The 12,268-nt window shown below is 56.7% G+C and carries 9 protein-coding genes; 5 read left to right on the forward strand and 4 right to left on the reverse strand.

From position 1 onward, the window contains the following. Positions 1-241 precede the first annotated feature (241 nt). The 4 genes from ACTG2J_RS03755 to ACTG2J_RS03770 all read left to right on the forward strand — a co-directional run bounded on the left by ACTG2J_RS03755 (position 242) and on the right by ACTG2J_RS03770 (position 8,118). A complete protein-coding gene (locus ACTG2J_RS03755; protein WP_005349248.1) occupies positions 242-445 on the forward strand; it encodes a hypothetical protein in 204 nt (67 codons plus the stop codon). 223 nt (positions 446-668) lie between these two features. Further along, positions 669-4,910 (forward strand): ATP-binding protein, encoded by a 4,242-nt coding sequence (locus tag ACTG2J_RS03760; RefSeq protein WP_439997208.1) that lies wholly within the window; start codon positions 669-671, stop codon positions 4,908-4,910. After that, the gene (locus ACTG2J_RS03765) at positions 4,891-6,102 is read left to right on the forward strand and encodes an EAL domain-containing response regulator (RefSeq protein WP_439997209.1); all 1,212 of its coding nucleotides are present in this window, start codon (positions 4,891-4,893) and stop codon (positions 6,100-6,102) included. Before ACTG2J_RS03760 ends, ACTG2J_RS03765 begins: the two co-directional genes overlap by 20 nt. A gap of 39 nt (positions 6,103-6,141) precedes the next feature. Then, the gene (locus tag ACTG2J_RS03770) at positions 6,142-8,118 is read left to right on the forward strand and encodes a HAMP domain-containing methyl-accepting chemotaxis protein (RefSeq protein WP_439997210.1); all 1,977 of its coding nucleotides are present in this window, start codon (positions 6,142-6,144) and stop codon (positions 8,116-8,118) included. 59 nt (positions 8,119-8,177) lie between these two features. Here ACTG2J_RS03770 and rfaH read toward each other — a convergent pair whose 3' ends face one another. The 4 genes from rfaH to metN all read right to left on the reverse strand — a co-directional run bounded on the left by rfaH (position 8,178) and on the right by metN (position 11,278). Next, a complete protein-coding gene (gene rfaH, locus ACTG2J_RS03775; RefSeq protein ID WP_005339074.1) occupies positions 8,178-8,678 on the reverse strand; it encodes a transcription/translation regulatory transformer protein RfaH in 501 nt (166 codons plus the stop codon). Positions 8,679-8,774: 96 nt separating this feature from the next. Then, positions 8,775-9,575 (reverse strand): methionine ABC transporter substrate-binding lipoprotein MetQ, encoded by an 801-nt coding sequence (metQ, locus tag ACTG2J_RS03780; protein ID WP_005339072.1) that lies wholly within the window; start codon positions 9,573-9,575, stop codon positions 8,775-8,777. 25 nt (positions 9,576-9,600) lie between these two features. Continuing rightward, entirely contained in the window at positions 9,601-10,254 is a 654-nt protein-coding gene (locus ACTG2J_RS03785) for a methionine ABC transporter permease (RefSeq protein ID WP_439997211.1), read from the reverse strand. Beyond that, the gene (gene metN / locus ACTG2J_RS03790; protein WP_005339067.1) at positions 10,235-11,278 is read right to left on the reverse strand and encodes a methionine ABC transporter ATP-binding protein MetN; all 1,044 of its coding nucleotides are present in this window, start codon (positions 11,276-11,278) and stop codon (positions 10,235-10,237) included. Before metN ends, ACTG2J_RS03785 begins: the two co-directional genes overlap by 20 nt. Positions 11,279-11,783: 505 nt before the next feature. Here metN and ACTG2J_RS03795 point away from each other — a divergent pair. Then, positions 11,784-12,239: a hypothetical protein gene (locus ACTG2J_RS03795; protein WP_043822996.1), complete on the forward strand. Its 456-nt coding sequence runs from the start codon at positions 11,784-11,786 to the stop codon at positions 12,237-12,239. The last annotated feature ends 29 nt before the right edge of the window (positions 12,240-12,268 follow it).

Raw genomic sequence — 12,268 nt, forward strand, 5'->3', positions numbered from 1 at the left:
AAATTCGGATATTTTTTAGACTTCTGCAACCTGTTCAACTTTTATCCTGTAAGGAGACGAATATGCAACATCTGATGCTCAATATTGCATTCTCTCGCGGCACTGCGTGCGGCGTGAAATCTCGTGCTCTTTTACCGCGTGGCGTAAACAGGTAACCCCTGTCTTTTTATCACCCGCGGTTCGTCCCGCAGGGTGATATCCACTTTCTCCGGGAGAACCGCATGTTCAACTGGAGAATGTCATGTCTATCGAACTGGTTTTACTGCGCAGTGTTGAATCCCTGGTCCAGAGAAGGATTGCCCGGGTCGAGCGTCGTCTCGTGCAGGTCAATCTGTCACCCGCCCTGCTCAGGGATATCGGGCTGGAAGGATATCAGGGTCAAATCGCCCTCGTTCGCGAGCGGGAGTATCAAACCGGCTTCCGCCTCGGGAATCGAATAACCTGATCGCGAGGGGGAGAATAAGATCCCCCTCGCTAGTGAAATGGCAGGCTGCCCGCCTGCCATTTTTCCATATTATGGTTGATTCCAGGTTCACATGTTGGTGACTCAGTATTATCCTCTATGCCCTCTTTGTAACAGCTGTGATTGTTTTCTCGCCTTGCGTCGTCAGGATCTGCAAGATTAGAGGTGGCAGCCCTATCTGTTTTACTTATCAGGACAAGACCTTATGCCACTTCTTCGTCAGCTTTTTCTTCCCATTTTGCTGTTGTTTTCAGGCATGTTGGCTGTTGCGGCTCCCCAGCCGCAAGATGAGAGCACAAGTAACGAAATTTCTGCACAAAAGGAGCTGCTGGTCGGGGTTCCCCGTGGTGGTTATCCCCCTTTCATCTATCAACTCCCCAACCTGCGTTATGCCGGTCCGCTCAAGGAGCTGGCCTCGCGTATTGCAGCCGAAATGGGCGTGTCATTGCGTTATATCCCCTACAACTCCTACGTAGATGCCCAGATTGCTCTCCAAGGTGGCCAGATCGATGCATTAATCGGGGTCGAACGTAATGCTCTTGAATTGAAGGGGATAAACCATATCGGCAGTATCGGTTCATATGCCCGCTCCATTTTAATGCATACCCCGGATCAGCAATTGACCCTGGAGCAGGCGCGCAAGTTACGCTGGGTCTGTATTCGCGGGTTTGGCAGTTGTAATGAATTGGCGCGTTTGGGGATCTCTGATGTAACTGAGCTGGAGAGCCGCACTGAGGCGACCTATATGGTCAAGCTGGGCGCTGTCGATGCATATCTTGAGTTGGGGCCAATTGTTACCCTCAAGATGGAGAGAATGCCAGCGTCAATGGGGGTTGTCGCTCCTGGGTGGCTTTCTGGCAGCACGTTGACGATGGCGACCAGTTCCCTCCAGCCAGAACTGAGTGAGAAGCTTTGGCAGGCATATCAACGGATACCCGTTGCAGACTCACGATTACGGTTGCATCAGGAAGATGAACGCGCCAACGCTGGTCTGTTGCTGGAACCAGATGAGGCTAGTTGGCTGAAGCAGAGAAACAAGGTCATCAAGTTCGCCGTTGCCCCCAGATTTGCCGGCATCAGTGAAATCGATGACGAAGGTGAATTGCATGGCTATACGGCAGACCTGATGAAGTTATTGAGTCTGCGCTCCGGGATCCGCTTTGAGCTGGCGTCGACAAATACCTGGCAGGAGTCACTTAAAATGCTGAAAGAGCACAAAGTGGACCTTATTCCCTTGATGACACCGCTCAAGGATCGTCAGTCCTTTGCCTCTTTTACCTCCTCCTATCTGAAGTTAGACAGCTATGTTGTAGCCAGACACGGTGCTCGCCCGCTGAAGTCGTTGGTCGAGCTGAAAGGGCGTCTGATTGGTGGTGTGACGGGCTCTTACGAAGCCTCTCTCATTCACGCGCTGGGCGCCAATATTATCGAAGGAGGCAAAGATGCCGATTTACTGACCTTGCTTGATACTGGGCGAGCCGAATATGTGCTGTTGACCATGACCAATCTGGGACAGCAGGCGATGAAGGGGTTCAATGATAAGTATCAGGTGGTGCTGAGCTCTCCCGAATTTTCCGTACCTATCAGTATGGCCGTCGACAATGCTCAGCCCGAGTTGCTCCGAATCATGGACAAGTTGCTGCTGACCATCACGGATGAGGAGTGGCAACTGCTGGAACGACGCTGGCTCAATGTGTCGGTCAATATCGAGTCTGATTACACCCTGATTTACAAATGGTTGGCCATAGGGGGGGGCGCCTTGCTCGTCAGCGGTTTGCTGGTGATGTTCTGGGCTCGCAGTTTGCGTCGCCAGATTGCGCAGCGTAAAATCGCAGAGGACAAGCTGAACGAACAGTTGCTGTTTGTGCAGACCTTGCTCAACTCACTGCCAACCATGGTGGCGCTACGTGATAGCGAGCAGCGGATCACCTTGTGCAATCAGGCCTATCGCGATGCTTTCCTCGGTGCTGGCAGTAGCAGTGAGGAGCTGCAAAACATGCCAGAGACACTCAGAAACAGTGTGTTGGAAGAAGAGCGTTTGGTGTGGCAGACCGGACAGGATCTGGAGGGGGCAGGCAGTAACCTGCGAGCTGATGGTACGCCCTGCCATGTTATCTATGCCAAACGCCCTTATCGCGATCCCGATGGCAATATGCTGGGGGTGTTGACAGTACTGACCGATGTCAGCCGGATCAAGGAGGCGGAGGAGCGCGCCCGTCAGGCTGAAAATCGCCTTACTCAGATTACCGACAGCATGCCTGGGGTGGTCTATCAGTATTTGTGGCAAGGACCCGGCAAGGGGCGGTTTTTGTATGCCTCTCAGGGGGCCCGCGAGATCCTCGGGGCTTCCCGGCAGGATCTGTTCAATGCCGAATCGGGTGGTGAGGTATTTGGCTTTACCGAAGAAGCGCTGCAGGATTTTGTCAGCAAGGTGGCCAATCATGCCGAGACTCTGGCGCCCCTCGATCTGGAGGTCAAGGTGGAGCGACCTGATGGAGATCGCTATCTGCAAGTACGTGGCAACTTTGTCAGACAGGAGCAGCAGGCATTGATCCTTAACGGGGTGATTCAGGACATCACTGCCCTCAAGCAACAGGAATATGAGCTGCGCGAAGCTCGCGCCTATGCCGAGCAGGCGATGCAGGCTCGCAGCCGCTTTTTGGCAACCATGAGCCATGAGCTGCGCACTCCCATTTCAGGCATGCATGGCATGCTCGAATTGCTGCAAATGAGCGAGCTCAACGACGACCAGCGTTTTATGGTGCGCAATGTGGTCACCTCGACCAATAACCTGCTCTATCTGGTCAATGACATCCTCGATTTCTCCAAGATAGAAGCGGGTCAGTTGCAGTTGAATTACCAGAGCAGCCGGTTGCAAACGGTGATCTGCGATGCCATTCGTGGCCACGCGGCACTGGCTCATAACAAGGGTCTCAACGTGGTGCTGGAGTGGGAGCATCATGTGCCGGATTGGGCCGACATCGATGGGGTGCGTATCGGTCAGGTCATCTCCAACCTGCTCAATAATGCGGTGAAGTTTACCGAACAAGGGGGGATTACGATTCGGGTCAGCTACCTGAGCGAGCAACTGACCATCAGTGTCAGTGACACCGGTATCGGGATCGCCGAAGAGAAGCAGGCGCTGCTGTTCACGCCTTTTGAGCAGGTGGAGTCAGATATCAACCGTCGTTTTGGTGGCACCGGACTGGGGTTGGCAATCTGTGAGCAGCTGGTATGCAAAATGGGTGGGGCACTGACACTGACCAGCCAGGCAGGAGAGGGCTCCTGCTTCCGCTTCACCGTGCCGCTAACCAATCCGCAGTGGGATCCCCCTGCTCTGGCTGACACAGAATGGTGGTTTTTCAGCGATGACACCAACCTCGAAGCGGCCATGGTACGGCAGGGGGCCAAGCTCAGGTACTTGGGGGCCAATGAGCTCAGTCGCTCACTGGACGGGTTGCTGTTGGCCGATCAACGGTGGCTTGAGCAAGCGCTTGGGGGGGAATGGCAAAGCTGGCTGCAACACTCTGCGCTGAAGGGGATCATAGCGTCACCCGATGAGGCGTTACGGGGTCGGATTGGTGAACAGAAATGGTGGCGCCTGGGTCTATCTCCTCTCTATCCGGATCTTCTGCTGGAGAGTTGCCACGAATTACTACAGGAGCGGGTCACACCAATCCTCCCTGCGCTTGCAGAGAAGCTGGGTGGCAAAGTATTGGTGGCCGATGATCATCCGGTCAATCGTGCCTTGCTGGCACGGCAGTTGGCCATTCTTGGTATCGAGGCTCAGGTTGTGGAAGATGGCGAGAAGGCTCTACGGGCCTGGCAGGGACAGCAATTCTCTCTGCTTTTGACTGATTGCCATATGCCTGTGATGGATGGTTATGCTCTGACCAAGGCGTTGCGGGCTGCGGGAGTGACGGCCCCCATCATTGGGGTAACGGCAGATACGTCGGAAGAGGCGAGTGCTCGTATGGTAGAGGCTGGCATGAGTGACATGTTACTGAAGCCCTACCCGCTGGATATCTTGCGCCAGATGCTGGCCCATTGGCTGGCAGAGAGGACGCCAACCAGAAACGCGGTTGCTCCAGTTGATGGGGCTACAGGCACTCAGGCTGAGCGCTGGTTGGCGCTGTTTGGTGACGAGCTGACTGCGCGAGCCATGGCGGTGGAGTATCTCGATTCCAATCGGCAGGATGGCGAGGCCATGATGGCAGCACTGATTTGTCATGATGCCAGCGCCTTGGTCGAGACAGCCCACCGGATCAAGGGGGCTGCCCGAATGGTCGGGTTGGAGGAGCTTGCCAGTCAGGCCGCCATGCTGGAATCGGCAGCGCGATTGAAGCGGCTCGACGAACTCGACGATCTGGTCAGCACTGTGCAGAGGTTGATGACGGCGATTGCCCACGACATTGGATTATGGCTCGATGAAAAAAGCACAACATGAGTTGGTCATCATGGTCGTGGAAGACCATGGATTTCAGCGCAAGGCGCTGCTGCACCAGATCCGCAGCCTGGGTTACCAGAATCTGCTGGAAGCGGTTGATGGTGTCGAGGCGTTGGCGCTTAGCCAGCAACACAACGTCGATATCCTGTTTTGTGATCTGCGAATGCCCGGAATGGATGGTATGGCGCTGTTGCGCCGCCTGTCGCTGGGTGGTTTTCAGGGCGGCATTATCCTCTCCAGCGCGCTTGAGGGGGATGTGGTCGAAGCCGTGTTGCGTATGAGTACCGCTTATGGCTTGCAGGTGCTCGGTCGCATAGAGAAACCCTCAACGCCGCAGCAGCTCCAGCGGCTTATCCAGGCTTGGTCACCCCGGCAGGAACCAGTCAGAGAAGAAGAGGGGCACAGAATAGGACTCGATGAGTTGCGTCGGGCGATCGAGCAAGATCAACTGCTGCCCTGGTATCAGCCCAAGGTGAATTTTGCATCTGGCGAGTGGGTCGGGATGGAGGCGTTGGCCCGCTGGCAACACCCCGAGTTTGGCCTGATCCCGCCCGGGCGTTTTATTTCACTGGCGGAGAGCAACGGGCTTATCGATCCGTTGACCGAGGTGATCATCAGCAAATCTCTGAGTGATGGTCATTTATGGGAGGAAACCGGGTTGTCACTCAATCTGTCGATGAACCTCTCTACCACCTCACTCATTGAAGGGGATCTTTGCAACTTATTGATTGATCAGTGCAAGCGCTGGAGTATCAATCCGGAGCTTATCACTCTGGAGGTGACCGAGAGCGCATTCGTACAGGATCTGGGCAAGTCTCTGGAGGTGCTGACCCGGCTAAGGATGCATGGCTTTGGCCTCTCCATCGATGATTTTGGTACCGGCTACTCCTCAATGCAGCAGCTGGCACTGTTGCCGTTCACCGAACTCAAGCTGGATCGCTCCTTTGTCGATCGCTGCCATGCCGATCCGTCACGTTTGGCTATCATCGAGTCCAGTATCGAGTTGGCCCGCAAGCTGGGGCTGAAGTCGGTGGCGGAAGGGGTAGAAGATGAGGCGACCTGGCGAGTACTGGCCCAACTCGGTTGCGACCTTTGTCAGGGATTTTTCTCTGCCCGCCCGATGCCACGCAGTGAATTGGCTAATTGGCACCGGACTTGGCAAGATAGATTGCCTACACTGATATCTATCTGATTCTGTTGGCTGGATCCCTCCGTTTGAACAAGGATGTTCATGAAAATCTCAAGCAAGTTGCTGCTCAGCTTCGGTTTTATCAACCTGCTGATCCTGCTCTCCTCTACGCTGGTCTATTACCGGCTGACCCAGATCAATCAGGCCCAACACACCCTGCTGGAGCAGGCGCTGCCCGCTTTGCAGCGGGATGAGGCGAGCCAGAAGGCACTGGTTGCCACCGTTTCTGCCTTGCGTGGCTATCTGATCCTCGGCAAGGATCCGGCTCAGGCTTCCCGTCTCAAGCAGGAGTGGGAGTCGGCCTGGCAGGCCATCGCCCATCAGGCGTTCAGTCCGGCGCTCGCCAAGTCTCTCGAGACCTTCAAAAGCCATCAGGAGAAGGTGTGGACCATCGCCCAGAGTGAAGAGAATCTGCCCGCTCACACTCTGATGCTGCAGGAGGCGGGGCCGCTGGCGGAGGCTGCGCTCGATCAGCTGCAATCCTTTGCCAATGAAGAAGTTGGTACTCCGCAGGCTCAACTCTCCGGCGATCGCCGCATGCTGCTCAAACAGGTGGGGGATGCCTATAACAGCCTCGCCAACGCTCTCTCAGCCCTGCGGGATTTTCTTATCTCAGGCGACCCCGAATACCACAGCAAGTATCAGGATTACTACCAGTTTCATCAGCAGCGTGTGGCTGAGGTTAAACAGCAAGCCGCGCTCTTTACCGACACCCAGCAGAGCCTCTGGCAGCTGTTTGAAGAGATGGCGACCCCTTTCTCCGAGCTGGTGGGGCAGGTGATCGAGAAGCGCCAGGCGCCGGATTGGGATCAGGCAAACTACCTGATGGCCACCGACATCGAGCCGATGCAGTCCAGCCTCAGCGAGCAGCTGGTCAAGCAGGTGGGGAAAACCCGTGCCGAGGTGGATCAGATTTCGGCGCAGATGACCGGAGCCGGGAGGGCCATCAACCAGACACTGCTGTTGGCTACCGGCAGTGCCATCGTGCTTGGCATGCTGGTCGCATGGCTCTTTAGTCGCCGTCTGACCCGTGACATTGCCTGTCTGGTGACCCGGGCGGGGCAGGTTGCGGATGGCCGGCTGGCGGCCGAGCCCTTGCCAATCACAGGGCAGGATGAGTTGGGAGAATTGACCGGTTCCATCAACCGGATGTCTGCCCAGTTACATCATCTGGTCGGGGAGTTGCAGGGGGCTGTGGGGCAGGTCGAGGTGGCCTGTCTCGATGTGGGCAGCACTACCAGAGCCATAGTGGCGGACCTGACGGAGCAGGATCAGCGGGTCGATGCGGTGGCGGCGGCTATCGATCAGATGTCAGTGAGTGCTCGTGATGTGGCTGGCAACATTGCCGGTGTGGCGGATGGAGCCCATCAGGTGCGGCAGCAGACCCGTCAGGGAGAGGCCGCGCTGGCGCGAATGAGCGATACCATGCAGCAGATTGCCGCCATGATTGGGCAGGCCAACGAAGCCATGGGGCTGCTGGAGCATCAGAGTGAACAGGTGGGGCAGATCACCGAGGTGATCGCCACTATAGCCGAGCAGACCAATCTGCTGGCACTCAATGCGGCGATAGAAGCGGCGCGGGCAGGCGAGCAGGGGCGCGGTTTTGCGGTGGTGGCCGACGAGGTACGCCAGCTGGCGACCCGTACCCATCAATCCACCGCCGAGATCAGCCAGACTATTGCGGCCATCTCCCAGCAGACTCGCCAGACGGTAAGTACCGTCAGCAGCGGTACCCGGTTGGTAGAGCAAGGGCGGGATGCAGTCGGATTGGTGACAGATACCCTGAGAGCCATGAACCAGCTGGTGCAGTCGCTGTCAGGCCAGCTGGAGGCCATTTCGGTGGCAACCGAGCAGCAGTCGCGGGTGGCCGCCGAGGTATCCGGGACGGTCGACGACATTGCCGCGCTCAGTCGGCAATCTTGTCAGCGTAGTCAGCAGGGGGAGGAGATCGTAGCCAGACTGGCTGGCGATACCGGCAAGCTGCAGGCGGTCATCGCCCGCTTTGATCTTGATGCGTGAGATGGCGGGATTATCCCGCCATTGCTATTGCCATTCACCGGGCCGTCTGGCCCGTGGGTTTAGTCCAGACGTCTGAAGGTGTGGTTGTCGAAGCTGCTGGTGGTCTCCCGGTTGAGCAGGCTGACCAGCAAAATTGCCCGTTTCTCTCCATCCGGCTCCATATAGATGGCTTCGAAGCCGGCAAGTGGCCCCTCTTCAATCAGCACCTTGTCGCCCGAGCAGGGCAGGCTAGCGTAGCTGGCTCTCGCCTCGTCGCTATCATCGCGGCTCATCAGCTGATAGACCAGCTTGCTGCTGATGGGGGTCCATTCACTGCCAAAGTGGATGATCCGGCTGATGCCGCGGGTCGATTTCAGGGTGACCGGTGTCACCTCTTCCAAATCAACGAAGATAAACAGATAGTTGGGAAACATGGGTTCCCGTACCGGAACTCGCTTGCCCCGGCGCAGCTTCTCGATCTCCACCATGGGGTAATAGGATTCGATACCCTGGGCATCGAGGTGGGCGCGGGCGCGGGCCTCTTCTTTTGGCTTGCAGTAGGCCAGATACCATTTTTTCATGTTATGAGTATGTTCGTGTTGCCGTGCTCGCGGATATGATAGCGGCGCCAATAAAAAAGGCCACGCATTGCGTGGCCTTTTTTGCCAAGTGAGCAATTACCAACCTTTTACCAGGCCGCCTTTGAACAGCTCGAGACCTTTCTTGTAAACATCATCGGTCTGGAAAGCTTGTACGAACTGTTTGACCTTCTCGTCATCCTTGTTGTTGTCGCGGGCGACGATCAGGTTGACGTACGGGGACTCTTTGTCCTCAACAAACAGGCCGTTTTCAGTCGGAGTCAGGCCAATCTGGCCGGCGAAGGTGTTGTTGATGATGGCCAAGTCCACGTCTTCCAGTGAGCGCGGCAGCTGGGCTGCTTCCAGCTCGACAATCTTGAAGTTGCGCGGGTTGCTGGCGATATCCAACACGGTCGCTTCCAGACCGGCGCCATCCTTCAGGGTGATCAGACCCTGTTTGGCCAGCAGGATCAGGGAGCGACCCAGGTTGGTCGGATCGTTCGGTACCGCGATCTGGGCGCCATCTTGCAGCTCGCTCAGTGCCTTGATCTTCTTCGAGTAACCGGCAATCGGGTAGACGAAGGTGTTGCCAACCGGCACCAGCTTGAAGCCGCGATCACGCACCTGCGCATCCAGATAGGGTTTGTGCTGGAAGGCGTTGACGTCGATGCTGCCATCGTTCAGCGCCACGTTCGGGGTGACGTAGTCGGAGAAGTTGACCACCTCGACTGTCAGACCGTATTTCTCTTTGGCTACCTTGGCAGCCACTTCAACCAGTTCGGTCTCCGGGCCGGCAATAGCGCCCACTTTCAGAACCTTGCTCTCTTCTTTTTGACCGCAACCGGCCAGAACCAGACCAGCCAGCAGCGCAGCCGCAACGGATTTGATGCCAAATTTCATAAAACCTCCTGTCAGAAATCGACGATTAACGATGATCACATTTGTTGACCAGGCGCTCACCCGCGCTCTGGATAAGTTGAACCAGTACTACCAGGATAACCACGGTCACCAGCATGACGGTCGGGTCAAAGCGCTGATAACCATAACGAATACCCAAATCCCCCAGACCACCGCCACCGATGGCCCCGGCCATGGCCGAGTAGTTCACCAGAGTGACGAGGGTAATGGTGACACTGTTGAGGATGCCGGGCAGAGCCTCGGGCAGCAGCACCTTGGTGATAATTTGCAGCGGCTTGGCGCCCATCGCCTTGGCCGCTTCCAGCAGGCCGTCCGGCACCTCCATCAGAGCCCCTTCCACCAGACGAGCAATGAAAGGGATGCAGCCGACAGTCAGCGGCACGATGGCGGCGATGGTGCCGATACTGGTGCCGACAATCAGCCGGGTTAGCGGAATGATGGCGACCAGCAGGATGATAAAGGGCACCGAGCGACCCACGTTGACTACCATACCCAGAGTACGGTTGAGCAAGGGGTTGGCCAGGATCTGGCCAGCCTTGGTCACATGCAGTGCTACGCCGAGCGGCAGACCCAGCAGGCAGCCGAACAGAGCGGAGGCAAACACCATGATCAGGGTGTCGCCCAGGGCCGTGATGAGCAGATTAATCATGGCTTCGGACATAACCCATTACCTCCAGCTGAATGTGGTTGTCGATAAGGAACTGCTGGGTCGCCTCGCACTGGGCTTCATCCCCGAACAGCTCGGCCAGCAGGAAACCGAATTTGACGCCACCGGCGTACTCGATGTCTGCGCTCAGAATGCTGATGTCGATATTGAAACGGCGGCTCGCCTCGGAGATCAGCGGTGTATCGACCGTGCTGCCGGTAAAGCCAAGCTTCACCAGCGGGTAGCTGCCCGGCACCCGCTCACTGCTCATCCGATCCTGATACTCCTGCGGTACCTCCAGATGGATGGTGGAGTGGATGAAGTCACGGGCCAGCTGGGTCTTGGCGTTGCTGAAGAACCAGGCCACTTCCCCCTGCTCGATCAGGCGACCATCGCTGATGATGGCCACTTCGTCACAGATCCCTTTCACCACATCCATCTCGTGGGTAATGAGCAGGATGGTGAGCCCCAGCTTGACGTTGATCTCCTTGAGCAGGGTCAGGATCGAGCGGGTGGTCTGCGGGTCGAGGGCCGAGGTGGCCTCGTCACAGAGCAGTACCTTGGGGGCCGGTGCCAGTGCGCGGGCAATGGCGACGCGCTGTTTCTGACCGCCGGAAAGCTCGGACGGATAGGCCTGAGCACGGGCTTCCAGCCCGACCAGCGCCAGCAGTTCGGCAACCCGTTGCTGGATCTTCTCTTTGCTCCAGCCTGCCAGCTCCAGCGGAAAGGCGATGTTGGCAAACACGGTACGGGAGGCAAGCAAGTTGAAGTGCTGGAAAATCATCCCGATCTGGCGGCGAGCCTGGGTCAGATCCCGTTCGCTCAGGGCGACCAGATCCTGGCCATCAACGATGACTTGACCCTCTGTCGGGCGCTCCAGCAGGTTGACACAACGAATGAGGGTACTCTTGCCGGCACCGGAGGCACCGATCACCCCGAAAATTTTGCCTTGGGGTACATGCAGACTCACATCACGCAGGGCGTGCACGGCGTCACTGCCTGTACCGTAGACTTTGTTGAGACCGATCAACTTAATCATGGATTCTTCCGTGCTAACAGCCTTAAAGCACAGGGCGCTACAGGCGGGGAAATTGGGCAGAGGTTCCACTGGGTTACTCTGTCATCATGGAGGATGATGCTAAGATGTCTGGATGGCCATGTCAACGCATGTTTTTACGTCTAGACGTCTAAAAAAGTGATAAGGATTTCTGTCAGGCGGATAACGATCAGGATGGTATTGTTGCTCTTCCAGATCCTGTTTCGTCCCTGCGGCAGATAACCGAATTAAAGATGGTTTATATCGGGTAAATGCTGGTTTTATTAGTGTGTCAGCCCGTTTCTGTTCACATCTGCTGTCGAGCCTGATGCTCCTCCATCGTTACACAAATTGCTGCACAAATCGTTCCCTATTCGTGACCGGATCACCTGATCGCCACTTTGTCGGCGTCAACCTTGATGCAGCGCAAGGGGGGCTCGGATAGGGATTGGGTCGGTGGCGCCGGTTTTTTATACTGATGATGTCGACAAGCATGGAGGGCAGTGCGATGAGATTCCAACAGATCAAAGAGTTGCTGCACTATCTTGAGCAGGTTCATCACCAGCTCGGACTCTGTTACGGGCGTTTGACCAGTCAGGTGGACAGCGAACGCAGCCGGATGTTGCTGGTCTATCTGCAAGGGCGTGAGGATGCGGCCAGTGCCCATCTGCACGAATATGCCGCTCAACTGGGAGAGGCGGTCAGGGAGACCTGGCTGAACCAGAGTTTCAGCGAGGATATGCTGCCTGCCATTACCCGCTTCGAGCTGCCGGCATCAGTCCAGACTCAGGATATCGTCACTCAGGTATGCCGCTGGGAAGAGCAGCTGGTGGGCGAGCTGAGTCATCTGGCCCGGGAGTGCCCGACACCGGCCACCACCGCTTTGCTCGAGAATCTGGCCGGGCTGGAGCAGACCCGCCTGACCCGACTGGTGCACGGGGTGCATCGACTCGACGACATGTAACGGGTGATAAGCGCCAAACACGCAAGATG

This window comes from Aeromonas sp. 6P, assembly GCF_051919525.1.
Classification (GTDB): domain Bacteria; phylum Pseudomonadota; class Gammaproteobacteria; order Enterobacterales; family Aeromonadaceae; genus Aeromonas; species Aeromonas veronii.